The organism is Orlajensenia flava, assembly GCF_004801905.1.
In the GTDB taxonomy this organism is placed as follows: Bacteria; Actinomycetota; Actinomycetes; order Actinomycetales; family Microbacteriaceae; genus Orlajensenia; species Orlajensenia flava.
Genome location: NZ_SSSN01000002.1, coordinates 263,079 through 287,019, shown reverse-complemented (window position 1 = coordinate 287,019; position 23,941 = coordinate 263,079). Strand labels below are relative to the sequence as shown.

Below are 23,941 nucleotides of genomic sequence, written 5' to 3'. Positions count from 1 at the left end.
TCCTTGCTGGCAGTGGCACCGAGCCCGCACGTCAAGGCGTGGCGGTCGGCTCGGGCCGCAGGCGACGACGTACCCTGATGGCATGGCCCGTACCGAATTCACTCTAGCCGCGCTGGCCACCGCCGCCGTTCCCGGACTGGATGTGCAGGCGACCAGGCCGCATTCGGGCTCGGGACACGGCGACTTCGACTCCGCGGTCATCGTCGCTCGCGACGGGCGCGAGATCATCATCCGCAAGCCGCGGAGCCCATCGGCCGAGAACGAGCAGGCGGCCGACCTGGTCGCCCTCCGTGCCCTGACGACGGGGGTGCGCAGCCGACTCCCCTTCGACGTGCCTGACTACCTCGGCCAGGCTCCCATCGGCGGGACGCGCGCCCTGGCGTACGCCTTCCTGCCGGGCGAGCTGCTCGACGCGGATGCACTCACCGGCGACTCGGGCACCGCCGCATCCGTCGGCCGGGCGATCGCCGCCATCCACGCGCTGCCCACCGCGTTCATCGCCGACGCCGGCCTGCCGCAGCAGTCGGCCATCGACGCGCGTTCGACGACCATCGAACTGATCGGCCGCGCCGCCGACAGTGAGCACCTGCCTGCCGCACTGCTGCGCCGCTGGGAGCAGGCGACGGACGACGACGGCCTCTGGCAGTTCGCCCCCGTGGTGATCAACGGATCCCTGTCGGCGGCGTCGCTGCTGGTGTCGGACGGGGCGGTATCCGCGGTGATCGGATGGTCGGGCCTGCGCGTCGGAGACGGTGCGCGCGACCTGCACTGGCTGCTCGCTGCGCGCGGGGAGGCGGCGGAGAGCGCGATCGCCGCATACACCGCCGGCCGGGGTTCGGCTGCGGACGCCCAGTTCACCCGCCGCGCGATGCTCTACGCGGAGCTGGAGCTCGCGCGCTGGCTGCTGCACGGGGTGGAGACGCACGACCAGGGCGTCGTCGACGATGCCGTGGCCATGCTCGACGGACTGGTCGACAGCGTGCACAGCGACGTGATGAACCCGATCACCCCGGCGACAGCGCCGGTGATGGCCGTGGCCGACGTGGAGGCGATGCTCGGGGAGACGCCGCAGACACAGCCACGTCGCGACTCGGGGGCGGCGCTGCAGACCGACAGCTACGACATCTCGCGGTTCGACCTGGACTTCGCCGACGAGCACGACGCCGATGCGGGCGGCACGTCGGAGCCTCGTGCCGACGCGTCTCAGCGTGCGGACCGCGCGCCGTCTGCGCCGTCGACCCGCGGGTCCTCTGACGACACGCTCACCGGCCCAATCGAGTTGTTCGACATGCCGGAGGACGACGTCACCGACGACCAGAGCTCGCGCAACTCCTCCTCGTCGTAGAGCCGCTCGGGGCGGATGACGACGTCATCGGCCACGAAGTAGAACACGGCGTCGACGGATGACGGATGCACGCCCTTCCAGCGCGCATAGGCGAGCCGGTAGAGGGCCAGCTGCGTCTGCTTGAGCTCGAGGTCGCGCGCATCCGACGGGGCACGCCCCGTCTTCCAGTCCACGACCTGGTAGCCGTCCGCGGTGCGGTACACCGCGTCCAGCTTGCAGATGAACACCTGGTCGCCGAGCGTCAGGTGGATCTCGATCTCGACGTCCTCCGGAGCGCGGTGCGCCCATTCGGATGCCTCGAACGTCGCCTGCAGGCGGGCGAGCCTCGCGCCGTCGGTCTCGAGCGAGTCCGCCGCCTCCGGCTCGACGTCCCGTTCGTCGGGAGCGGAGTCGATCAGGTCGACGGACCCGAGGCCGCCCGATCGCTGTTCGACCCAGCTGTGGAACAGCGTTCCGAGGCGCGTGGCGCGGTACGGTCGCTGCGGAAGCGGTCGGCGCAGGCGCTCCGCCGTCTGCTGCGGCGCGTCGACGAAGTCCTTGAACTTCGACGCGGGGATGCGCGCCGGGAGCGGGACCGACTCGGGCGCGGAGCGCCGCATCCGTTCCGCGAGCAGCAGTTCGATGTCGCGGGCCCACGGGGTGCCGTCCTCGTCGGCGCCGGCGTCGATCGCACCGGCGACCGCGGCGGCGGCCCGCTCGACCGCTGCGCGCCGGCCGCCGAGCGGATCCATCGGCCAGGCCAGCACGGCGCCGCCGGCCTCCGACGGATTCTCCTCGTTCTCGGGCGCGTCGGGCAGGTCGGCGACGATGCCCGCCGCGGCGAGCTCGACGAGGTAGCGGCTCGGCGCCACGGGTCGACGCCCGTCCGCCCAGAACGCGCCGGTCAGCAGCAATCGCTCGCGCGCTCGCGTGAGCGCCACGTAGGCGAGCCGTCTCTCCTCGCGATGGCTGCGCTCCTTGAGTTGCTGCCGGAACGCCGCGAAGGACTCGTGGAACTCCTGTTGCGTGCCGACCGTGCGCCACGGCAGCACCGGCAGCTCAACCGAGTCGCCGCGGAACTCGTAGGGCAGCCGGCCGAAGCCGACCCAGCCGCCGCCCTCGCGGGACTCGCTCGGCAGGCTGCCCTCCGTGAGCGACGGCACGGAGACCAGATCCCACTCGAGGCCCTTCGCGCCGTGCACGGTCAGCAGCTGGACGACCCCGCGTTCCGAGGCGTCGCTGCGCGGCCCGAGGTCGTCGATCTTCTCGGCCCGTTCGATCCAGCCGAGGAAGCTGCCGAGGGTGCCGCGATCGTCGGCGGCGACGAAGTTCGCCACCTCGTCGTGGAAGGCGTAGAGGTTGGCCGGGCCGCGATCGGCATGTTCATTCGCGGCGACCTCGATGTCGAGGCGCAACTCCTGCTCGACCAGGCGCACGAAGTCGGGCAGTGCCAGGCCGACGCGGGAGCGCAGGAATGCCAGCCGGGCACCGGCCGCGCGCATCCGCTCGAGTCCGAGGTCGCTGAACGCGGCCAGCTGAGTGTGCCCGTCGGGGGCTTCCGCGACGAAGTCGAGCGCGTCGATGACGGATGCGCCGTCGTCGACGGCGACGGACTCCCGCAGTGCCCGACGCACGTCGTCGTCGACGGCACGGTGGCGCCAGTCGCGACTGGCCAGCCATCCGGCCACGCCGGCCAGCGCCGCGAGGTCGCGCGGCGCGACCCGGTAATGCGCGCCCGAGAGGAGGCGGATGAGCGACGAGCCGGCCGAGGGATCGTGCGCGACGCGCAGGGCGCTCACCAGGTCGACGATCTCGGGAGTGGACAGGAGGCCGCCGATGCCGAGAACGTGGCAGGGCACCCCTCGGTTGCGCAGGGCGGTCGCATATCGTTCCATGTGCCTGCGCGCCCGGAACAGCATGGCCGAGCTCGCGGCCGGCTGCTCGCCCAGGCGATCGGCGAACCAATCGGCCACCGCCGCGGCCTCGTCGTCCATCGTCTCGAAGAACGCCGAGTCGATGGATCCCGCTGCGGCCCCCGGTCGAGCGCGCAACCGTTCGACGGAGGCGCCCGGCAGCGCGGAGAGCGGCTCGATGATGAGGTTCGCCGCATCGAGCACCCGGGTGGGGTTGCGCCAGCTCGTGGACAGGCTGAGGGTGAGGGCCAGCGCGTCGTCCCGGCCGAAGTCGAAGGAGAAGCGGGCGAGGTTGTCGGCGCTGGCGCCGCGCCATCCGTAGATGGACTGGTGCGGGTCGCCGACCGCCATCACCGCCGTCCCGCCGAATACCTCGGCCAGCAGTCGCGTCTGCCCGACCGAGGTGTCCTGGTACTCGTCGAGGAGCACCACCCGGAAGCGCTCCCGCAGGTCGGTCGCGACGCGCGGCGATCGCTCGCAGGCCGCACGGGCCAACGCCACCTGGTCGGAGAACTCCACCAGACCGAGCCGCCGCTTCTCGACGTCGTAACGCACGCACAACTCGACCAGCACCGGCAGTGACGCGAGCGCCGAGAGCGCGTCGCGCACCGCGGCGTAGGTCTTCTCCGTGCCGACCGTCTTGGTGCCGACCTTCTCGTTGTACGGAAGCCCGCCGATGCGCCCGAAGTCGGCCACGAACCGCGTGAGTTCACCCGGCGCGACCTCGTTCTCCGCGATCGCCCGGCTGAGCGCGAGCACGCCGTCGGTGACGTCGTCGATGCGCTTGCCGATGGCCACCAGACGCTCGTCTCCGTGCGCGACGACGACCTGGCGGGCGAGCAGCCACGCACTCGATTCGCTGAGCAGCTGCGATTCGGGCTCGCGCCCGAGGAGCACGGCGTTGTCATGGAAGATGCCGTTGGCGAAGGCGTTGTAGGTCGACACCGTCGGGCGGTCGAACAGCGACGGTTCGCCGCCCTCGGGCAGCAGCCCGGCGTCCCGCAAACGCGCGATCCGCCGGTCGATGCGCTCGGCGAGCTCACCGGCGGCCTTCCGGGTGAAGGTGAGGCCCAGCACCTGCTCGGGCAGCACCCGGCCGGTGGCGAGCAACCAGATGACCCGATTGGCCATGGTCTCGGTCTTGCCGCTCCCCGCTCCGGCGACCACGAGCGCGGGTGCCATCGGTGCGCTGATGACGGCAGCCTGCTCGGCCGTGGGTTCGAAGTCGTCGCCGATCGCCCGCGCGAGCTGCTCGGGACTCATGCCGACACCTGTCCGACGACGTGGATGCGGCAGCTTCCGAACGAGAAGGGGTCGAGGCAGTGCGCCCCGACGCTCGCCATGAACGTCGTGCCGCCCATCCGTCCTGCGTCGTGCTCGACCCGCTCGCGGAACGCGGCGAGCTCCTCGGCATCGAGGCGTGCCTGGGTGGGCGATCGCCAGTCCTGCTTGGTGGTGCCGCTCGACACGATCACCAGACGTGCTCCGCCCAGTTCCGCGCCGTCCGGTGCGTCGATCGCCCCGTCCGCGAAGGCGAGTTGGTAGGCGCCGAGCTGGGCGTGATCGCGCACGGCGTCGTCGGTGATGGGCTCGCTGCGACCGGTCTTGAGGTCGACGATGAACACCTCGCCCGCGCGCAGCTCGACCCGGTCGACGGTTCCATTCAGCACGGCGTCTCCGACGGTGAGCGAGAAGGCTCCCTCGGCGGCGAGCAGTTCACCGCCACTCGCACGGAAGTCGCGGAGGTAGGCGGACAGCCGCCGGGTGAGCTCCTCGGCACGGCCGCGCTCGATTCCCGACTGCCAGGACGACTCGAAGGCCAGCTGGCTCCAGTGCTCGTCGACCTGATCGAGCAGAGCTGTGGGCGAGATGTCATCGAGGTCCACCGCGTGCTCCGCGACGGCATGGATGATGCTGCCGAGGCTCGATGCGGTGTTGCGGGTCGCACCGCCGACACGATCGATGAGCCAGTGCAGCTCGCAGGTCTCGAAGGCCTCCATCCGCGAGGGTGACACGCGGACCGGGGCCTCGTCGGCTTCGTGGATGGCGCGATCCGTGCTGGCGGCGGCGAGCCCGTACCACTGCAACGGGTGCGCGCCGGGCACCTCCTCACGTGCCAGGCGGGCTAGGGCGGATGCCGCCTGTCGGGTGCGCTGCGGGTCGCGATCGGTCGTGAGCGTGCGGCGCAGGCGCCCGGTGATGCCGCGCAGGGACAGCGGATGCCGGTCGGTCCCCGCCTCGTCGGGGGCGGGGAGCAGAGAGAAGAAGGCGGACGGCGCCTGATCCTCGTCGCGTACGGCGGTCACGAGGAGCTCTCCCCGCGTACGCGACGCCGCCTGCGCGAACAGGCGCAGCTCGTCGTGGAGCACGGCCGCCCGCTCGTCGGTCGCATCGTCGATTCCGTCGCCGATCGCCTGAATCAGCTGGCCGGCACCGAGCAGCGAGCCCCGGATGCGCATGTCGGGCCAGACGTTCTCCTGCACCCCGGCGAGGACGACGACATCGAACTCGCGCCCGATGACGCCGCTCGAGGTGCTGACGGTGACGGCCTCGGCCATGGCTCGCGGCGCGAGCGTGTCCTCGGCGACGTCGCGGCCGACGAGCTCATCCAGGAACAGCCCGGCCGGGTCGAGCGGGGCTCGCTCCACGAAGCGCTGGGCGGCCGCGAACAGGGCGACGACGGCGTCGAGGTGGCGGTTCGCCTCGTCGGCGGCGATTCCCGTCTCGCGCGCCTGGGTGCTCCAGCGCCGTTCCAGTCCACTGCGCTGCCACAGGCCCCACAGGAGCTCCTCGATGCTCGCTCCCGCCGCTGCCTCCGCCGATGCGGTGCGCAGGCTTTCGGCCAGTCGGGCGGCGCGGCGTGCTGTCGAGGTGTCGATGCCGAGCAGGCTCGTGGGTGCGGCGAGCGCCTCGACGATGAGCTCGTCGGCTCCGCGCACTCCGCCCGCCGCGAGCTCCTCTCGTCGGAGGGCCGCGCGCAGTCGACGCAGGGTGATGGCGTCGAGCCCGCCGAGCGGTCCGGTCAGCAACTCGACGACATCGGCTGCTGTCGCCACCCGGCGGCCGAGCGCGACCTCGAGGGCGAGCACGAAAGCACGGACGGCGTTCTCGTCGCGCAGCGCCGACCCGGCGGTCGTCACTGTGGTCGGGACCTCGAGCGCAGCCAGGCCGCGGGAGAGCGGCTGCACCAGCCCGCCGCTGCGGACGATCACGCTCATGCGGTTCCACGGCACGCCGTCGAACACGTGCCGTTCGCGGAGCGTCCTGGCGATGACCTCCACCTGCGCAGCACTGCCCGGCGCGACGATGGCTCGCACGCTCCCCGGCTCGCCATCCGTCGCCGCGGCCGCCGCCCGCTGCCGACCCGCCGCTGCGGCGCCGATGCGTGCCGCGACCGCTGAGACGAGCGTGCGGACACCTGCGCCGTGGCGGTGGACCGTGTCGAGCACGACGGTGCGCACGGGGACGTCGAGGTAGTGCCCCAGCCGGCCGAGGGCGTCGGCATGGGCGCCATGGAATGCACCGGTGCTGAGGTCGGGGTCGCCGACCGCGATGACAGCGACCCCGCGCGTGGCGAACTGGCGCAGCAACGCCAGGGTGGAGCGGGTGACCTCCTGGGCATCGTCGACGACGATGGTGCGCAGGCCCGCGAGCGCGCCGAGGGTGGCCGTACCCGCCTGGCCGGGTTCCGCCTCCCTCACCAGCGCGACCGCCTCCTGCACGAGTTCCGCCGAGCCGAACGACCGTGAGCGGAAGGCGTCGGTGACGTCCGCGTACTCCTGCAGGAAGTCCGCTGCCGCCACCCACTCGGCCCGATCGGTCGAGCGCCCGATGGCGCGGAGTCGCTGCGGCGCGACGCCGTACTCGACGCAGCGCGCGTGCAGCTCGCGCAGCTCGGTGCGGAATGCCCGGAGCCTGCGCACGTCGGGCCCGAGCAACTCTGGCCAGCGCGGACCGGCGTCGTCGTCGATGTGGCCCTGCAGAAGCTCGGCCATGATCTGGTCCTGCTCGGCTCCGGTGAGCAGGACGGGAGGCTCGAGGTCGCCGCTCGCCGCCCGGACGAGTTGGAAGGCGAGCGAGTTGACGGTTCGGGCGAGCGGGCCGTTCGTCGGCACCCCGACGCGCACGGAGAGCCGGTCGCGGAGGGTGCTCGCCGATGCTCGAGTGGCGGCGAGGACGAGGATCGAGCCTGGAGCGTCTCCGCGCTCACGGATGCGCTCGCGCACCAGCTCGACGATCGTGGTGGTCTTTCCCGAACCGGGCGCCCCCAGGACGGCGGCGGATGCACCGTCGGGCAATCCGAGGACGACGCGTTGCGAGGGGTCGAGCTCGACATCCGTCGCGGCGGCGGCCTGCACACCCACGAATCCCCGACTCATCACGCTGCCCACGCTAAACCGTTCTGCCGACAGTGAACCGGCGCCGGGCCGGTGTCGATCTGTCGTAACCTGAGCGAAGACCCCAAGGTGAAAGGCGCACTGTGGAAATCCGCATCGGCATCCAGAATTCCCCCCGTGAGATCAGCTTCGAGACCAGCCAGTCGGCTGCCGACGTCGAGAAGCTGGTCGCGTCGGCGATCTCGGGCGAGGGCTACCTCAAGCTCGGCGACGACAAGGGGAACCTCTACCTGGTTCCGAGCGCCACGCTGGCATACGTCGAGGTGGGCTCGGAAGAGAGCCGTCGCGTCGGATTCTTCGCCTGAGATGGAACTCCTGTTCGTGGTCCTCGGCGGCGCGATCCTGGGCGCCGCGGCCCGCTACGCGCTTCCCCACCGTTCCGAGCACGGTTCCGTGCTCATCCCCACCGTCGGCGCGCTCGCTGCGGCGGTCGTGTGGGTCGGACTGACCTGGCTCGGGTGGAAGTGGGACGGCGGCTGGATCTGGGTGGCGAGCCTCGTCATCGCCGGTCTCGTGGCCGCGGCCGTCGACATCGTCGTCGGCCGAACGCGTGTGCATGCCGACACCGAGATGCTGCAGCGGCTCACGAAGCGCGGCGCGACGGCCTGAGCTCAGGCCGTGAGGCCGAGCTGATCCATCCGTCGCGTGTGCGCGGCGATGAGCTCGGTGAACACCGGCTCGATCCGCTCCTCCACGGGAGCGTGCGCGTTGGACTCACGCAGCGCCGATCGCGCGACCAGGAGCGTGTCGCCCACGAGACGCCGCCCCCACATCGCCAGGCGCGACGCCCGCGTGGGATCCTCCGCGATGGCGGTGCGCAGCGCGTCGACCACCGCGTCGGCTCCTGCGTTCTTGCCGATGATGGCGGCCAGCCGTGGCCCGACGTTCACCGGCAGCGAGCCGGACACGCTGATGAAGAACTCATCGAGGATACCGGCGGTGATGTGGCTGGTGAGCAGCAGCTCGTACCAGTCGGAGCCCTGGGTCGCGATCCGGAAGGCGTCGATCGCGGGTGCGAACGGCGCCATCACCGACGCGGGTTCCTGATCGAGTGAGCGCAGTTCGGCGATCAGCCGGTGATGCTTCTTGAGGGTGACCCTCGCCATCACCGAGACGCCCTCCTTGTCGGCCAGGTTCGGTGCCGTCGTGACGGCGCGTGCGAGGTTCTCGAACAACTCGAGCTGGATGTAGGCGGCCTGCCCGATGAACGGGACCGTCTCGGGGGTGAGCTCACCGAACTCCACCCGGACCGCCGGCAGCACGGCTCGCGGACGCAACCGCGGGAACTCACCGCGGCGCCCGCTCGCACCCCACCTCGCTGCCACGGCACCCAGCCTAGATCACCGGGATCCGGGGGCAGGCGCCGACTGATGCCGCGCGCGGCATCCGGAGAGCGTTCAGGCCGGGCCGATAGACTGTGATGACCGCGCACATCGGATGCGCGGACGTGCGCCTCGTCGAAGAAGGGCGCATCACCTCTTTCTCAGACAGGCAAAATTGACTTTCGCAGATCTCTCCATCGACAACGACATGGTCGAGGCACTGGCCTCCAAGGGCATCATCGATCCCTTCCCCATCCAGGAGCAGACCATCCCCCTCGGCCTCAGCGGCCAGGACATCATCGGCCAGGCGAAGACCGGAACGGGCAAGACCCTCGGGTTCGGCCTGCCCATCATCCAGCGCATCGGCCTGAACCCGGAGCCGGGCGTCAAGGTTCTCGTCGTCGTCCCGACGCGCGAGCTGTGCGTCCAGGTGGCCGAGGACCTCGAGCTGGCCACCAGCAACCGCTCGACGAGCGTTGTCGCCATCTACGGCGGCAAGGCCTACGAGGGCCAGGTGGAGCAGCTCAAGGCGGGCGCTCAGATCGTCGTCGGAACCCCCGGGCGACTGCTCGACCTCTCCCAGCAACGCCTGCTCGACCTCTCGCACGTGAGCGAGATCGTGCTCGACGAGGCCGACAAGATGCTCGACCTCGGCTTCCTCTCCGACATCGAGAAGCTGTTCACCAAGGTGCCGGCTGTGCGCCATACCATGCTGTTCTCGGCCACCATGCCCGGCCCGATCGTGGCACTGGCGCGCCGGTTCATGACGCGCCCGATCCACATCCGCGCCAACAATCCCGACGAGGGGCTCACGCAGGCGAACATCAAGCACGTCGTGTACCGCGCGCACTCGCTGGACAAGGACGAGGTCGTCGCCCGCATCCTGCAGGCCGAGGGCCGCGGCAAGACCGTCATCTTCACGCGCACCAAGCGCGCGGCGGCCAAGCTCGTCGAGGAGCTGAACGACCGCGGCTTCAACGCCGCAGCCGTCCACGGCGACCTCAACCAGGACCAGCGCGAGCGCGCCATGGCCGCGTTCAAGGCCGGTAAGAAGGACGTGCTCATCGCCACGGATGTCGCCGCACGCGGCATCGACGTCAACGATGTGACGCACGTGATCAACCACACCGTCCCCGACGACCACGACACCTACCTGCACCGCGCCGGACGTACCGGCCGTGCCGGCAAGACCGGCATCGCCGTGACCTTCGTCGACTGGGACGACCTGCACAAGTGGGCGCTCATCAACCGGGCGCTCGAGATGAACCAGCCGGAGCCGGTCGAGACCTACTCGTCGTCGCCGCACCTGTTCAGCGACCTCGACATCCCCGCCGGGTCGAAGGGCCGCCTCAAGGCGACGCCGATCAAGGATGCCGCTCCTCGCACGTCCAGTCGCGGCGAAGGCCGTGGCGATGGCCGCGGGCCGGCCACCGGGTCCTCCGACGGGGCATCGCGCACGCGCCGTCGCACCCGCGGCGGTTCGGGCGCGGCATCCGTCGCGAGCGAGACCGTCTCGGCGACCGGCGACGCCACGTCGACCTCCACGACGGATGCCGAAGCGAAGGTCGCAGCGGGCACCCACGACGGCCAGGGCCACCAGCACCACGACGGCAACAGCGCTCCGCGTCGTCGTCGTCGTCGCGGCGGCCGCGGTCAGGGCGCGGGAACCGCGGCTCCCAGCGCCTGAGCACCACTCGTCATGGCATGACCGGGGTCGCCCCGGTGGCTTCGGCGACGATCCGTTCCAGCACAGCCGGGTCGGTGGTGTGTTCGCCGAACCGGTTGGGCTTGCCCTCGCCGTGATAGTCGCTCGATCCGGTCACCACGAGGTCGAACCGACGGGCGAGGACGTGCAGTCGCTCGCGGGCGTCGGGCGTGTTCTCCCGGTGATCGATCTCCAGGCCGAACAGTCCGGCATCCACCAACGCTTTCAGACGTTGCACGGGAATGACCGACTCCGCACCGCGGGTGCCCGGGTGCGCCAGCACGGGCACTCCGCCGGCGCCGCGGATGAGGCGCACCCCGGTGAGTGGGTCGGGAGCGTAATGCGGCTGATAGTAGCCGGCCCGCCAGTGCAGGATGCCCGCGAACGCCGCTGAACGGTCGGTCGCGAGTCCGCGTGCCACGAGCGCGTCGGCGATGTGCGGCCGTCCAACGGTCGCGTCGGGCGTGGTCTGGGCGAGAACGTCGTCCCAGGTGAGGTCGTAATCGCGGGCGATCCGCCGCACGATCTCCTCCGCGCGGCTCAGCCGGCCAGCCCGGATTCGTTCCGTCTCGGCCAGCAGGGCGGCCTCGGTCGGATCGACGAGGTAGGCCAGCATGTGGACGCTCGCGAACTGCACGCGTGTCGAGAGCTCCATGCCGGGGATGAGCGCGACGCCCGTCTCGGCCACGACGCCGGCGGCCTCCGACCAGCCCGCCGTCGAGTCGTGGTCGGTCAGCGCGACGGTTCCCATGCCGGCCGCGGCGGCCGATCGCATCAGCTGGGCCGGGGTCTCGGTGCCGTCGGACACGCTCGAGTGCGTGTGCAGGTCGATCGGACCGATGAAGACGGGCATCTGTTCATGCTACCGACGCGCCGAAGGGATGCCCCGAGCGGCATTCACGCAGAATCGCCGCCTAGGCTGACTGGCGATGTTCAGCCGCCTCCTCGCCTCCCTCGTCGTCCTGGCGGCCCTCGCCGCCGGTGTGCTGCTGGCGTGGCCGCAGCTCGTCGGCCTGCAGGACCAGCTCGGGATCGCCCAGCTGATCGCGTTCCGCGCGTGGCTCATCGTCGGTGCGGCGGGGGCGACCATCATCCTCCTCCTTCTCATGTTCGCGCGACCGCTCCGGCCCCTCATGGCGGCCCTCGCGGTCATCGCCGTGCTGTTCGGCGCAGCCAATGCCGGCATCCTCGTGTCGCGAGGCCTCACACAGGCCAGTACGGCGTCCGCTCGAACGGGGACCGTAGGCACGGCATCCGGCGACAGCATCACCGTGCTCAGCTGGAACACGCTCGGCGGCCACCCCGGCTCGGCAGCCGTCGCGAAGCTGGCCCTCGACAGCAAGGCCGACATCGTCTCGCTACCCGAGACGACGGATGCCTTCGCCACACAGGTCGCCGAGAAGATGCGGGCGGACGGGCAGCCGATGTGGGCGCTGGGCCTCTCGTTCAGCGAGATCTACAAGGCCCGGTCCACCGCGCTGCTCATCAGCCCGGCGCTCGGCGACTACACCGTGCAGTCGGCCGGCGGAACCGGCCCTCCCGGCAACACCAACGTCTCACCCACCGTCGTCGCCAAGCCCGACGACGGAGAGGGACCGACCATCGTTGCGGTCCACGCGGTCTCCCCGATCCAGGGTGAGATGACGAACTGGCGCAGCGACCTCTCCTGGCTCTCCGACCAGTGCGCCGGAGACGACGTCATCATGGCGGGCGACTTCAACGCGACGCTCGACCACCTGGCCGGCCGGGGAACGGATGGCGGAGTCGTCGGGCGCTGCCATGACGCCGCCCTCGCGGTCGGCTCGGCGGCCGTCGGCACCTGGCCGAGCGACATGCCGCTCCTGCTCGGCGCCCCCATCGACCACGTGATGGCGACGCCGACGTGGCAGACCACGAGCTTTCGCGTGGTCAGTTCGCTCGACGCGCTGGGCAGCGATCACCGGCCGATCGTCGCGACCCTGAAACGACGGTAGCCCTCGTCCGGTGCGGTGGGACAATGGAGGCATGGCCAGCACCGACACCTCCGTGAACACCCTGTCCGCCGCCGAGTCGGAGCAGGGCGGAACGCCCGAGCCCACCACTGAGGCTCCGCGGGCCACCTCGAACCGTTCCACCACCCCCGGCTCGGCGGGTTTCCGCGACTACATCAGCAGCGGCTGGGCCGAGCGCGACGAGAGCGTCCCCGAGGCGCGCGAGCAGGCCGCGTTCGCGTCAACGCGCCGCGCCGGACTCTCGGCCCGCTTCCCGGGCCAACGTCTCATCGTGCCGGCGGGCAGCCCCAAGCAGCGCTCCAACGACACCGATTTCGCCTTCCGCGCCCACTCCGCATTCTCGTACCTGACCGGATGGGGGTCGGATTCCGAGCCGGGTGCGGTGCTCGTGCTCGAGCCGACGGATGACGGTCACGACGCAACGCTCTACTTCCGCGAGCGGGCCGGTCGCGACTCCGACGAGTTCTACGCGAACCCCGAGATCGGCGAGTTCTGGATCGGTCCGCGCCCCTCGCTCGCCCAGGTGGCCGGTGATATCGGTATCGCCACCCGCGGAATCGCCGACTTCGATGGCGTGCTCTCCTCCACCGGAAGCGAGACCAGGCTCGTGCGCGATGCCGATGCCGGGATCGCGGCGAGGCTCGACAGCGCGCGCATCCGCTTCTCAGCCGAGAGGGCGCTCACCACCAACGCTTCCGATGACGCTTTCAGCCTCGAGGTCGGGTCGGAGCACGACCAGGATGCGCTGCTCGCCGAGGTTCTCAGCGAGATGCGACTGGTGAAGGACGACTTCGAGATCGCGCAGATGCGCGCGGCCGTCGACGCCACCCGCCGCGGGTTCGACGATGTCATCGGCGAGTTCGCACGGGCGACGGATGCGCAGCGCGGCGAGCGCATCGTCGAGGGAGTGTTCAACACCCGGGCGCGGCTGGACGGCAACTCCGTCGGTTACGACACCATCGCCGCATCCGGCCCGCACGCGACCATCCTGCACTGGACGCGCAACGACGGCGCGGTGCGACCGGGCGAGCTGATCCTGATCGATGCCGGCGTCGAGGTCGACAGCCTGTACACGGCCGACATCACCCGGACGCTGCCCATCGACGGCACCTTCACCGACGTGCAACGGCGGGTCTACGAGGCCGTGCGCGAGGCTGCAGACGCGGCGTTCGCCATCGTGCGCCCCGGCATCATCTTCCGCGACGTGCACGCGGCCGCGATGGAGGTCATCGCCCGCCGCACCGCCGAGTGGGGCTTCCTCCCGGTGAGCGCCGAGGAGGCTCTCCTGCCCGACAACGAGCACCACCGCCGCTACATGGTGCACGGAACGAGCCACCACCTCGGCATCGACGTGCACGACTGCGCCCAGGCCCGACGGGAGATGTACAAGGACGGCGTCGTCGAGGAGGGCATGGTGTTCACGATCGAGCCGGGCCTCTACTTCCAGAGCGACGACCTCACCGTCCCCGAGGAGTACCGCGGCATCGGCGTGCGCATCGAGGACGACATCCTCGTCACGGCCGACGGTGCTGAGAACCTCTCGGCTGCCATCCCCCGCACCGCCGACGAGGTCGAGGCCTGGGTGCGTTCGGCCCGCGTCGGCTGAGCGCGATCAGGCGCGCTGGGGATTGGTCGGCTCCGGATCCTCGGGCGACGGTGTCGGAGCCGGTGCCGGCTCCGTCACGGGCGTCGTCGTGGCGACCGCGACCGGTTCGGCCTCTTCGGCACCAGCGAGCGTGTTGCGTGCCCGATTGAGCAGGTCGGGTTCGACGACGACGGCGTAGGACGACGCGATGACCTGCATGGTGGAGGTGAAGTCCTTGCGGCGCCGGTTGATGCTGTAGCTGACCACGCCGAACAGCACCCCGAAGCCGGCGCCGATGAGCACTGCTGCGAGCAGGAACCCGACGCTGCCACCCAGGAAGATCAGCATCAGCAGGCCGAGGAAGATGCCGAGCCATGCTCCGGATGCCGCCCCCGCGAGCGCGACGCGCGCGTACGAGAGCTTTCCGGTCACCCGCTCGACGGTCTTGAGGTCGCTGCCGACGATCGAGACCTGCGTGACGGGGAAGTCGGCGTGCGCGAGTCGATCGACGGCCTGCTGCGCTTCGCCGTAGGTCTCGTAGCTCGCGACGATCTCGCCCTTGGGCAGCACCGGGAACAGCACGGGACCACGGGTGCCGAACGGACTCTGATTGCTCATGGCGCCATTCTTCCACGCGCCCCCGTCGGCCCGGCGGTCATCGACCACCGGTCCTGGCGTCAGCGCGGCCCGTCGTCGTCGCGCCCGCCGAGGTGGAGCGCGCCCTTGACCCGCTCGACCTGCTCGGTGACGAGCGCCGCCGCGGAATCGCGGATGACGGCCAACTCCGACGGGTCGCCGCGCAGCAGTGCCTTTGCGGTGTTCTTGGCGTACTCGACCGTGATGTGCGGAGGCAGCGGCGGCACGTTCTTGCTGACGTACGCGTCGATGAGGGTGACGCCGTCGTGCGCGAAGGCCTCATCCATCGCCGCCCCGACGGAGGCGTCGTCATGCAGGCGGATGCCCCGGAAGCCGAGCAACTCCGCCCATCCGGCATAGTCGACCGACTGCACGTCCTGCGAGCCCTCCCACAGCGGATTGCCGTCTTCCGTCCGCATCTCCCATGACACCTGGGCGAGGTCGTCGTTGTGCATCACCACGACGATGAACCGGCCGTTCTCCCACCGGTCGAGATACTTCTTCACGGTGATGAGCTCGTTCATGCCGAGCATCTGGAACGCACCGTCGCCGATCGTGCACACGACCGTCCGGTCGGAGTAGGCGAACTTCGCGGCGACGGCGTACGGCATCGCCGCGAGCATCGTCGCGAGCCGACCGGAGAGGTCCCCCCGCATGCCCCGACGCAGACGGATGTGGTGGCCGAACCAGTCGGCCGTCGTCCCCGCATCCGCCGTCACGATCGCGTTCTCGGGCAGCCGCTGGTTGAGCTCGTGGATGACCTTCCGGGGGTTGGCCCCCGTCTCGAAGGTCACTTCGGTCTGGGCGAGCATCTCGCGCTCCCAGCCCCGCATCTCCTCGGCGATCTTCTCCTGCCAGCCGAGGTCCTCCTTGGCCCGGAGCAGCGGGATGAGCGCCGTGAGCGTGGCCTTCACGTCGCCCCACAGGTTCAGCTCGGTCGGGTAGCGCACCCCGAGGTGCTCGGGGATGATGTCGACCTGGATGCCGCGCGCCTGCCCCGTGGCGGGGAGGAACTCGCCGTAGGGGTAGTTGGTGCCGAGCAGGACGATGGTGTCGCAGCGCTTGATCTGGTGAAGGCTCGGCAGCGAGCCCAGCAGGCCGAGTTGCTGGGTGTGGTACGGGATGTCGGACGGGACGACGTCCTTGCCGCGCAGCGCGGTGATGATGCCGGCCCCGGCGAGCCTCGCCGCCTCGAGCACCTCGTCGGTGGCTCCGGTCGCGCCGGCACCGACGAGGAAGGTCACCTTCTCGCCCGCGTTGATGATCTCGGCGGCGTGCGCGATGGCCTCCGTGGGCGGCGTGATGGCCGCGGACGCCGCCGCCACGCTCGAACGCGATACCCAGTGCTCGGCACCGGGCGTCACCGCATCCATCGCCTGGACGTCGTGCGGGAGGATCACCACGGTCGGCTGGTGCCGTGCGATGGCCGTGCGGAAGGCGATGTCGATGACAGCCTCGGCCTGCTCGGGGGTGGTGATGGTCTGCACGTAGGCTGCCACGTCGGCGAAGACTCGCTCGAGGTTGCTCTCCTGCTGGTTGAAGGTGCCGACCGACGCGAGTCCCTGCTGCCCGACGATCGCGACGACGGGCTGGTTGTCCATCTGCGCGTCGTAGAGGCCGTTCAGCAGGTGGAACGCTCCGGGACTCGACGTCGCGATGCAGACGCCGACCTCGCCCGTGAACTTCGCGTGAGCGGTCGCCATCAAGGCGCAGATCTCCTCGTGCGTCGGGCGGATGTACTCCAGTCCGCCGTCGTGGCGCTCGGCGCGCCCCAGGGCTCCGTCGAATGCTCCGATCCCGTCTCCCGGAAACCCGAACACGCGGGTGACTCCCCATTCGCGGATGCGCTCGATGATGAAATCGCTGACGGTGGGCATGGCGGCTTCCTTCCGGTGATCGCGTGCTGACGGGGGCGACGTTACGCGCGCGCTCCGTCGCCGTCATCCGGGTTACGTCGCGGACGTCGAGGTGCTAGACGGATGCGGACGCGCCCCGCACCGGGTGCGCCGAGCCGATCCCCGCGTTCACCTCGGCGTGAGCGGCACGGCATACGATGTCTGTCGTGAGTGCCACCAGAGTCTTCGTCGCGCGCCTGGCCGGGTGCGCCGTCTTCGACCCCGCGGGCGACCGGGTCGGCAAGGTGCGGGACGTGCTGGTGGTCTATCGGAACGCGGATGCGCCGCGCGTCGTCGGGCTGATCGTCGAGATCCCGGGCAAGCGCCGCGTGTTCGTCTCGATCGGGCGGGTCACCTCGGTCAGCGCCGGGCAGGTCATCACGACGGGCCTCATCAACGTGCGACGCTTCGAGCAGCGCGGCGGAGAGGTGCGCGTGATCGCTGAGATGCTTGGCCGTCGCGTGCTCTTCGCCGACCGCTCCGGCGAGGCCATCGTCGAGGACGTCGCGATCGGCGAGGACGCGTCGGGCGACTGGCAGGTCACCCAGCTGTTCGTCCGCAGGCCCCGCACCGGTGCCTCCCCGTTCGCCAAGGGCGCCACCGCGTTCGTGACCTGGAACGAGGTGCGCGAGAGCGCCGCCGTCGGCGAGGCGCAGTCGGCCGAACAGCTGATCGCCACGTACTCCGAGATGAAGCCCGCCGACCTCGCCAACACCCTGCTCGACCTGCCGGAGGAGCGCAGGCACGAGGTCGCCGAGGAGCTCTCCGACGACCGTCTCGCCGACGTGCTCGAGGAGATGCCCGAGAGCGACCAGGTCGAGATCATCGGGCGCCTCGACGACGACCGGGCGGCCGACGTGCTCGACCAGATGCAGCCCGACGACGCGGCCGACCTGATCGCCCAGCTGCCCGAGGCGCGAGGCGAGCACCTTCTCGAGCTCATGGAGCCCGAAGAGGCCGACGACGTCCGCATGCTGCTCAGCTACGGCCCCGACACCGCCGGCGGCCTGATGACCACGGAGCCCATCATCGTGTCGGCCGACGCGACGGTGGCTGAAGGGCTCGCCCTCATCCGTCGTCACGAGCTCGCTCCAGCACTCGGCGCGGCCGTCTGCGTCACCCTCCCGCCCTACGAGCCGCCCACCGGACGGTTCCTCGGGATGGTGCATTTCCAGCGCATGCTGCGCTACCCGCCGCATGAGCGTCTGGGCACCCTGCTCGACCAAGGCCTCGAGCCGGTGACGACGGATGCCTCCGCCGCTGAGGTGTCCCGCATCCTGGCGAGCTACAACCTGGTGTCCGTGCCCGTCGTGGACGACAACCACCGTCTCGTCGGGGTGGTGACCATTGACGACATCCTCGACTACCTGCTTCCCGACGACTGGCGAAGTCACACCGATGACGACCATCACGGCAAACGCGCGGCCGCTCGATCACAGCTGAAGACCGGGTCCATTCCCGTGCAGAGCATCCAGAACGGAAGGAGGAGCGCCCGTGGCACGCGTAACGAGAACTGAGCAGCGGCTCGACGCTCCCAAGGGCCTGCGGAACACGCGTGGCCGATCGCGGTCGTCGAACGACCGCTTCGGACGCTTCACCGAGTGGATCGCCCGGGCGATGGGGACCCCGTGGTTCCTGTTGGGGCTCTCGCTCTTCGTCATCCTCTGGATGGGGTGGAACACGTTGGCGCCCGCTGACTGGCGATTCGACTCGCGCGACCTCGGGTTCATCGCTCTGACCCTCGTGCTCAGTCTGCAGGCCTCCTATGCCGCACCCCTCATCCTGCTCGCCCAGAATCGGCAGGACGACCGCGACCGCGTGCAGATCGAACAGGATCGCCAGCGCGCCGAGCGCAACCTCGCCGACACCGAGTACCTCGCTCGCGAGGTGGTCGCCCTCCGCATCGCCATGCGCGACATGGCGTCGAAGGACTTCATCCGTGCCGAGTTGCGCAGTCTGCTCGAGCAGCTCGACCAGCAGAACGAGCCCGACCGGCGGGACGACGAAACCGATGCCGTCGTCTGAGCTCGAGTCCCGCGTCCTGTCGGCCCTCTCCGGCGTCATCGACCCCGAGATCCGCCGGCCGATCACCGAACTCGACATGGTCGAGTCCGTCGCGGAACGAGCGGACGGCGGCGTCGACGTCGCCATCAAGCTCACCATCGTCGGTTGTCCGGCAGCGGAGCGCATCGAGCGCGACGTCCGGGCCGCCGCGGAGTTCGTAGTCGGCGACGGTCGCGCTTCGGTGGCGGTCGGCGTGATGAGCGTGGCGGAGCGCAAGGCCCTCACCGAACGCCTGCGGGGAGGCAAGGCCGCCCGCAGCATCCCGTTCACGGCCGATTCGCTCACGCGCGTCTACGCCGTCACGAGCGGCAAGGGCGGAGTGGGCAAGTCGACCATCACCGCCAACCTCGGGGTCGCCCTGGCGGAGGCCGGCCTGCGGGTCGGCATCGTCGACGCCGACGTGCACGGCTTCTCCATCCCCGGCATCCTCGGCCTGATGGAGACGGATGCCGACACCGGAGCCGTGCGGGCGACCCGCCCGACGCAGGTCGGCGACATGATCCTCCCGCCGGTCGCGTTCGGCGTGAAGGTGATCTCGATCGGCATGTTCGTCGAGCCCGGAGCGGACGGTGGCGGTGTCGCGGTGTCGTGGCGCGGCCCGATGCTGCACCGCACGATCGCCCAGTTCCTCACCGACGTCTACTTCGGCGACCTCGACGTGCTGCTGCTCGACCTGCCGCCCGGAACCGGCGACGTCGCCATCTCCATCGGTCAACTCCTCCCCCACGCCGAGGTCATCGTCGTCACGACACCGCAGGCGGCCGCGGCGGATGTCGCCGAACGCAGCGCCATCCTCGCGCGGCAGAGCGGCCAGCGCGTCTACGGTGTGATCGAGAACATGGCGGGGCTCCCCCAGCCCGACGGCACCGTCATCGATCTCTTCGGCACCGGCGGCGGGGCAGAGGTTGCCCGGCGCGTCTCGACTCCTGATGCACCGGTCCCGCTGCTGGCGCAGGTTCCCCTCAGCGTCGCGCTGCGAGCCGGAGGGGATGTCGGAGAGCCCGTCGTGCTGGCCGATCCCGACGATGCGGCCAGCCGCGCCATCCGTTCGGTGGCCGAGCGCCTCTCCACCCGTGCACGCGACCTGGCCGGCCGGCCCCTGCCGGTCTCGCCCCGGTGAGCCGATGCGCCCCCGCCGAGTTCTCGCCGCCGCTACCGGTGCGCTGAGTCTCGCGCTCGTATCGGTGCTGACGCTCAGCGCCTGTTCCGGATCCCCAGCTCCCACCCCGTCGACATCCCCGGCATCCGTTGCCATCGTGCAGGGACGCACGGACTACTCCCGCAACGTGTTCGCGATCGAGGTGACCAACGGGTCGGACGCGCCGATCACGGTGGCCAGCGCGCGATACGCATCGCCGAGCTTCGCCACCGTCGCGAGTTACGAGAACGGCGCCGTGCCGCTCTCGCCGGGCAGTACGGTCGACCTGCGCGTCCCCATCCCCGCCGTCAGCTGCGACGGCACGGCGAGGCTCGGAACGGTGACCGTCGTGCTCGCGGACGGACGGCGCATCCAAGCGGTGCCGACCGACCCGAACGCGGTGGTCTCGCGGCTCGTTCGCGAGGGCTGCATCGTCCACGACGTGGACGCGGTGATGACGGTCACTCCCCCCGCGGCGCTGCGCGTCGATGGCGTGGGAGCGGCGGCCGTCGCGCACATCGACCTGGCGCTCGATCCGACCGGCGCCGACGGGCGGGTCACCGTCACCGACGTGCGCTCCACGACGCTCATGTCGCCGGTCGACGGAGCACCGAACTGGCCGCTCGGGCTCGACCTCGACGCGTCGTCATCTCCCAGAACCCTCACCCTGGACATGCGGCCGACCCGCTGCGATCCGCATGCTCTCGCCGACGACAAGGTCGGCACCATCCTGGTCATCGACGTGAGCACCTCGACAGGGCGCGATGGCCGCTACCTGCTGCCGCTGCCGCCCGCCGTGAAGGCGCAGGTCTACTTCTACATCACCGCGGTCTGCGGCGACTGAGGAGGCTCCCGGTCACCGAGCGGGGACCCGTAGGTCGGCGACGGAGGGCACGACGGTGCGGCTGGCGGATGGGGCCCTGGTGTCCGTCCAGCACGACGTCGGTCATCATCCGACACCGGAATCCGCCGTGAGGTTGCGCTTCACGGTCGCCCGGTCGTAGTGCGTTCCGACGCCGCTCAGGCGCGCTGAGGTCCAGACCGGCTGACGCTCAGGCCCGCTGAGCCTCGGGCTCGACCAGCCGCGCGAGAAGCTCGGTCAGGAGGCGCTCAGCCAACGGCGCAGGCAGTGCTTCCACGAGCGCCAGTAGCGGAGCCATCTCCTCGGGCACGCTGCCATCGGAGATGCCCACGGCGCCGAGCAGGGCGGCGGCGGCATCCGAATCCGGCATGACACCCTCGGCCAGGAGCCCGGAGCCGGCGAGGGCCTGCAGCACCTCGTCCGCACGGGCAGCCGGCACGCCCCGCACGTCGTCCGCGGCCCGGCGGAGTGCGTCGGAGAGTTCCGGAAGGATGCGCTCCGTCACCGGGGTGACGGTGAGGTGCGCGGTCGGCGGCATCCGCGTTCCGTCGCCCTGCGCGAGACCCGGCTGAAGCTGCACGATGAAGCCGTAGCGACGCATCGCATCGGCCAAACGGTGCGGGTCCACCCGACGCGCCTCGTCCACGTCGTCATCGCTCGTGACGGCGAAGAGAGGACCGACCGGGCCGCCGACGACGCGAAGACCGTCGATGGCCTCGACCACCTCGACTAAGGCGATCGTCGCGCGCCGGGCCGCCCCGGCGAGTTCGGCCAGGCCGCCCGCTCCGAGGGCCTGAACCATCGCCCACGACGCGGCCAGCGGGCCCGCCGACTTGGAGCCGAGCATGGTCGAATTGACCACAGGATAGCCGGGCCAGCGCGTGGTGGCGAAATACTGCAGCCGCTGGCGGTCGCGTCCGCGCTGCAGCAGGACGGACGCGCCCTTCGGCGAGTAGCCGTACTTGTGCAGGTCGGCCGACAGGCTGGTCACCCCCGGCACGGCGAAGTCCCATGCAGGGAGGTCTGGCCACCAGGGCAACGCGAACCCGCCGATGCAGGCGTCGACGTGCACGGGAACGCCGACGGATGCCGCAGCCGCCGCGACCTCGGTTACCGGGTCGAGCGTCGCCGTGGGGTAGGACGGCGCGCTCACGACGACGAGCGCGACATCGGCCGCCAGCCGCTCGATGATGGCCTCGGCCGACGGTGCGCCCGTCACGGGCGACACCGGAACGACGACGAGATCGAGTTCGAAATAGTGAGCGGCTTTCTGGAAGGCAGCGTGCACGGTCGAAGCGACCAGCAACTGCGGACGACCCGATCGACCATCGGCCCGCCACGCATCGCGCGCGGTCTTGACAGCCAGCAAGCAGCTCTCGGTGCCACCCGAGGTGATCGATCCGACCACGTCGTCGTCACCGTGGAACAGCGTCCGGGAGAATCCGACGAGCTCGCGCTCCATCACCGCGACGGAGCGGAAGGTCGTGGGGTCGAGCCCGTTGAGCGGCTGCACCGCCCGGATGGCCGCAGCGGCCAGTTCGTCGAGTTCTGCACGGCCGGAGTCGTACACGTAGGAGAGGACGCGGCCGCCGTGCGTGGGGGCGTCCAACTGCCGGAGACCGTTCAGCCGCTCCAGCACGTCCTGCGGCGCGATTTTCCACTCGTTCATGCGATGACCTCTGGTGTTTCAAGCGCCTCGATGTCGCTCCGGCGGAGTCGATAACGACGCAGGGTGACGAGGCTGATGGCGATGATGATGGTCGGCACGAGGCTGAAGCTCAGGACGATGCCGACGACGGCTGCCGGGCTCTGCGTGACAGCCGCCGAGCCGACGGACTCGGTGTAGCCGCTGACCGCCAGGACGACCGCCAGTGCCGTGGCGCCGAGAGCCATTCCGGTGGTCTCGCCGGCTGTCCACATGCCGCCGAACGTGCCGGCGCGACCCGGACCCTGCGAGAGCGCGTCGTGGGCGATCACGTCGGGCAGCATGGCCATCGGCAGCGACTGCATGCCGGCGTAGCCCGCGCCCGCCACGGCCACGGGCAGGTAGACCCATGGCCCGGCTGAGAACAGCATCCCCGTCAACGAGAGCGCCGCAAGGCCGAACAGCGCGCTCGCCATGGCGTACCCGCGCTCCTTGCCGATGCGGCGGGCGATGAGGCCCCAGAGGGGGGCGCAGACGAGCGCGGGGGCGATCAGGGCGACGAACAGGAACGTCAACGCGTCATCGGAGTGCAGCACCCATACCGCGACGTAGTTGGCCGACGCGAGCATGAGGCCGGTCGCGAGGCCCTGCAGCAGAAACGTGGACAGCAGGGCACGGAAGGGGGCACTGCGCCGCAGCGCGGCCAGGCCCTCGGAATAGCCGGCCCGCAGCGAGGGCGGCGCATCCGTCTCCTCGACTCGCGCCTCGTGCCGGGGCACTGCCGTGAAGACTGCGACGAGCATGCCGAACCCGATCAGCACGCCGGCCACGACGGCCATCACGACATAGCCGACGTATTCGTCCTTCACCAGATGCCGGAGGGCGGGACCTCCGGCACCGAAGAGGAGGATGGCGAGGGTCAGCACGACGACCCGCCACGTGAGCAGCCTGGTGCGCTCGTCGTAGCTGCCGGCGATCTCGGCGGGCAAGGCGATATAGGGCACTTGGAACAGGCTGAACGAGGTGGCTGTCAGGAGGAACGCCACGAGTACCCATACGCCTGCCCAGGCCGGCGCGAGTCCGCGCGGCACCGCGAACGTCAGCACGAAAAAGAGGGGGATGGTGCATGCCCCGAGAAGCATGAGCGCTCGGCGGCTCCCGGTGCGGCGCAGCCAGCGGTCGCTCAACGCTCCGATGAGCGGGTCGATGAGCACGTCCCAGATCTTCGCGAGGGTGACCAGGGCGCCCGCGAACAGCGCGGCCACGCCCAGGGTGTCGGTCAGGTAGAAGACCAGGACCAGGCCCGGGAGGGTTGCGAACCCGCCGGTGCCCAGCGAACCGGCGGCATAGCCGGCGATGGTACGACGAGGCAGGCCCGTTCGCGTCGTTGCGATCATGAGTGGAGTGTAACCACCCGGTGGACGCCGTCTCGAATCGAGTGGGTCAGATGACCCGCTCTTGCTC

The 23,941-nt window shown here is 70.5% G+C and carries 17 protein-coding genes and 1 pseudogene; 10 read left to right on the top strand and 8 right to left on the bottom strand.

The window, feature by feature from the left end; all coding sequences use genetic code 11:
• Positions 1-82: 82 nt before the first annotated feature.
• Positions 83-832 (top strand): annotated as a pseudogene (locus E6C70_RS17200) (phosphotransferase); the annotation flags it as partial.
• A 371-nt stretch (positions 833-1,203) separates the two neighbouring features.
• On the opposite strand, the gene E6C70_RS01745 reads toward E6C70_RS17200, so the two are convergent.
• Both E6C70_RS01745 and E6C70_RS01740 read right to left on the bottom strand, forming a co-directional pair.
• On the bottom strand, positions 1,204-4,500 hold the full coding sequence (locus E6C70_RS01745) for an ATP-dependent DNA helicase (RefSeq protein ID WP_136421638.1): 3,297 nt from the start codon (positions 4,498-4,500) through the stop codon (positions 1,204-1,206).
• Positions 4,497-7,616 carry an ATP-dependent helicase gene (locus E6C70_RS01740; RefSeq protein WP_136421636.1) on the bottom strand — a complete coding sequence of 1,040 codons (3,120 nt, stop codon included), beginning with the start codon at positions 7,614-7,616 and terminating at the stop codon, positions 4,497-4,499. The genes E6C70_RS01745 and E6C70_RS01740 overlap by 4 nt, the downstream gene beginning before the upstream one ends.
• Positions 7,617-7,717: 101 nt before the next feature.
• Between E6C70_RS01740 and E6C70_RS01735 the strand changes: the two genes are divergently transcribed.
• Positions 7,718-7,939 (top strand): DUF3107 domain-containing protein, encoded by a 222-nt coding sequence (locus E6C70_RS01735; protein ID WP_136421634.1) that lies wholly within the window; start codon positions 7,718-7,720, stop codon positions 7,937-7,939.
• 1 nt (position 7,940) lies between these two features.
• The gene (locus E6C70_RS01730) at positions 7,941-8,243 is read left to right on the top strand and encodes a hypothetical protein (protein ID WP_136421632.1); all 303 of its coding nucleotides are present in this window, start codon (positions 7,941-7,943) and stop codon (positions 8,241-8,243) included.
• A 2-nt stretch (positions 8,244-8,245) separates the two neighbouring features.
• Here the strand turns inward: E6C70_RS01730 and E6C70_RS01725 are convergent, their stop codons facing one another.
• Positions 8,246-8,959: a ferritin-like fold-containing protein gene (locus E6C70_RS01725; RefSeq protein WP_235833224.1), complete on the bottom strand. Its 714-nt coding sequence runs from the start codon at positions 8,957-8,959 to the stop codon at positions 8,246-8,248.
• Positions 8,960-9,164: 205 nt separating this feature from the next.
• On the opposite strand from E6C70_RS01725, the gene E6C70_RS01720 reads away from it, so the two are divergent.
• Complete coding sequence (locus E6C70_RS01720) at positions 9,165-10,643, top strand: DEAD/DEAH box helicase (RefSeq protein WP_235833234.1); 1,479 nt, start codon at positions 9,165-9,167, stop codon at positions 10,641-10,643.
• Between the two features lie 10 nt (positions 10,644-10,653).
• Here E6C70_RS01720 and E6C70_RS01715 read toward each other — a convergent pair whose 3' ends face one another.
• Complete coding sequence (locus tag E6C70_RS01715) at positions 10,654-11,514, bottom strand: PHP domain-containing protein (RefSeq protein ID WP_136421628.1); 861 nt, start codon at positions 11,512-11,514, stop codon at positions 10,654-10,656.
• A gap of 76 nt (positions 11,515-11,590) precedes the next feature.
• On the opposite strand from E6C70_RS01715, the gene E6C70_RS01710 reads away from it, so the two are divergent.
• Together E6C70_RS01710 and E6C70_RS01705 are read left to right on the top strand one after the other, a co-directional pair.
• Positions 11,591-12,634 (top strand): endonuclease/exonuclease/phosphatase family protein, encoded by a 1,044-nt coding sequence (locus E6C70_RS01710; RefSeq protein WP_136421626.1) that lies wholly within the window; start codon positions 11,591-11,593, stop codon positions 12,632-12,634.
• A gap of 31 nt (positions 12,635-12,665) precedes the next feature.
• Positions 12,666-14,258 (top strand): aminopeptidase P family protein, encoded by a 1,593-nt coding sequence (locus tag E6C70_RS01705; RefSeq protein WP_136421624.1) that lies wholly within the window; start codon positions 12,666-12,668, stop codon positions 14,256-14,258.
• 6 nt (positions 14,259-14,264) lie between these two features.
• On the opposite strand, the gene E6C70_RS01700 is transcribed toward E6C70_RS01705, so the two are convergent.
• Together E6C70_RS01700 and E6C70_RS01695 are read right to left on the bottom strand one after the other, a co-directional pair.
• Positions 14,265-14,855 (bottom strand): general stress protein, encoded by a 591-nt coding sequence (locus tag E6C70_RS01700; protein WP_235833223.1) that lies wholly within the window; start codon positions 14,853-14,855, stop codon positions 14,265-14,267.
• Positions 14,856-14,914: 59 nt separating this feature from the next.
• Complete coding sequence (locus tag E6C70_RS01695; protein ID WP_136421622.1) at positions 14,915-16,750, bottom strand: thiamine pyrophosphate-requiring protein; 1,836 nt, start codon at positions 16,748-16,750, stop codon at positions 14,915-14,917.
• A gap of 185 nt (positions 16,751-16,935) precedes the next feature.
• Here E6C70_RS01695 and E6C70_RS01690 point away from each other — a divergent pair, with 185 nt between their 5' ends.
• Genes E6C70_RS01690 through E6C70_RS01675 form a run of 4 tightly spaced genes read left to right on the top strand, consistent with a single transcriptional unit; the run spans position 16,936 to position 20,814 of the window.
• A complete protein-coding gene (locus E6C70_RS01690; RefSeq protein WP_136421620.1) occupies positions 16,936-18,285 on the top strand; it encodes a magnesium transporter MgtE N-terminal domain-containing protein in 1,350 nt (449 codons plus the stop codon).
• The gene (locus E6C70_RS01685; RefSeq protein ID WP_136421618.1) at positions 18,263-18,793 is read left to right on the top strand and encodes a DUF1003 domain-containing protein; all 531 of its coding nucleotides are present in this window, start codon (positions 18,263-18,265) and stop codon (positions 18,791-18,793) included. The genes E6C70_RS01690 and E6C70_RS01685 overlap by 23 nt, the downstream gene beginning before the upstream one ends.
• Positions 18,780-19,952 (top strand): P-loop NTPase, encoded by a 1,173-nt coding sequence (locus tag E6C70_RS01680; RefSeq protein WP_136421616.1) that lies wholly within the window; start codon positions 18,780-18,782, stop codon positions 19,950-19,952. Before E6C70_RS01685 ends, E6C70_RS01680 begins: the two co-directional genes overlap by 14 nt.
• A gap of 4 nt (positions 19,953-19,956) precedes the next feature.
• Positions 19,957-20,814: a hypothetical protein gene (locus tag E6C70_RS01675; RefSeq protein ID WP_136421614.1), complete on the top strand. Its 858-nt coding sequence runs from the start codon at positions 19,957-19,959 to the stop codon at positions 20,812-20,814.
• A 208-nt stretch (positions 20,815-21,022) separates the two neighbouring features.
• On the opposite strand, the gene E6C70_RS01670 is transcribed toward E6C70_RS01675, so the two are convergent.
• Both E6C70_RS01670 and E6C70_RS01665 read right to left on the bottom strand, forming a co-directional pair.
• Positions 21,023-22,501, bottom strand: a complete 1,479-nt coding sequence (locus E6C70_RS01670; protein ID WP_136421612.1) for a pyridoxal phosphate-dependent decarboxylase family protein — start codon at positions 22,499-22,501, stop codon at positions 21,023-21,025.
• On the bottom strand, positions 22,498-23,874 hold the full coding sequence (locus tag E6C70_RS01665) for an MFS transporter (protein WP_136421610.1): 1,377 nt from the start codon (positions 23,872-23,874) through the stop codon (positions 22,498-22,500). The genes E6C70_RS01670 and E6C70_RS01665 overlap by 4 nt, the downstream gene beginning before the upstream one ends.
• Positions 23,875-23,941: the final 67 nt, after the last annotated feature.

What these genes read in the sequence shown, in the direction of transcription:
- E6C70_RS01745 (WP_136421638.1), bottom strand. Translation starts at nt 4,500, where the DNA reads ATGAGTCCCGAGCAGCTCGCGCGGGCGATCGGCGACGACTTCGAACCC.
- E6C70_RS01740 (WP_136421636.1), bottom strand. Translation starts at nt 7,616, where the DNA reads ATGAGTCGGGGATTCGTGGGTGTGCAGGCCGCCGCCGCGACGGATGTC.
- E6C70_RS01730 (WP_136421632.1), top strand. Translation starts at nt 7,941, where the DNA reads ATGGAACTCCTGTTCGTGGTCCTCGGCGGCGCGATCCTGGGCGCCGCG.
- E6C70_RS01720 (WP_235833234.1), top strand. Translation starts at nt 9,165, where the DNA reads ATGGTCGAGGCACTGGCCTCCAAGGGCATCATCGATCCCTTCCCCATC.
- E6C70_RS01715 (WP_136421628.1), bottom strand. Translation starts at nt 11,514, where the DNA reads ATGCCCGTCTTCATCGGTCCGATCGACCTGCACACGCACTCGAGCGTG.
- E6C70_RS01710 (WP_136421626.1), top strand. Translation starts at nt 11,591, where the DNA reads ATGTTCAGCCGCCTCCTCGCCTCCCTCGTCGTCCTGGCGGCCCTCGCC.
- E6C70_RS01705 (WP_136421624.1), top strand. Translation starts at nt 12,666, where the DNA reads ATGGCCAGCACCGACACCTCCGTGAACACCCTGTCCGCCGCCGAGTCG.
- E6C70_RS01700 (WP_235833223.1), bottom strand. Translation starts at nt 14,855, where the DNA reads ATGAGCAATCAGAGTCCGTTCGGCACCCGTGGTCCCGTGCTGTTCCCG.
- E6C70_RS01695 (WP_136421622.1), bottom strand. Translation starts at nt 16,750, where the DNA reads ATGCCCACCGTCAGCGATTTCATCATCGAGCGCATCCGCGAATGGGGA.
- E6C70_RS01680 (WP_136421616.1), top strand. Translation starts at nt 18,780, where the DNA reads ATGCCGTCGTCTGAGCTCGAGTCCCGCGTCCTGTCGGCCCTCTCCGGC.
- E6C70_RS01675 (WP_136421614.1), top strand. Translation starts at nt 19,957, where the DNA reads ATGCGCCCCCGCCGAGTTCTCGCCGCCGCTACCGGTGCGCTGAGTCTC.
- E6C70_RS01670 (WP_136421612.1), bottom strand. Translation starts at nt 22,501, where the DNA reads ATGAACGAGTGGAAAATCGCGCCGCAGGACGTGCTGGAGCGGCTGAAC.
- E6C70_RS01665 (WP_136421610.1), bottom strand. Translation starts at nt 23,874, where the DNA reads ATGATCGCAACGACGCGAACGGGCCTGCCTCGTCGTACCATCGCCGGC.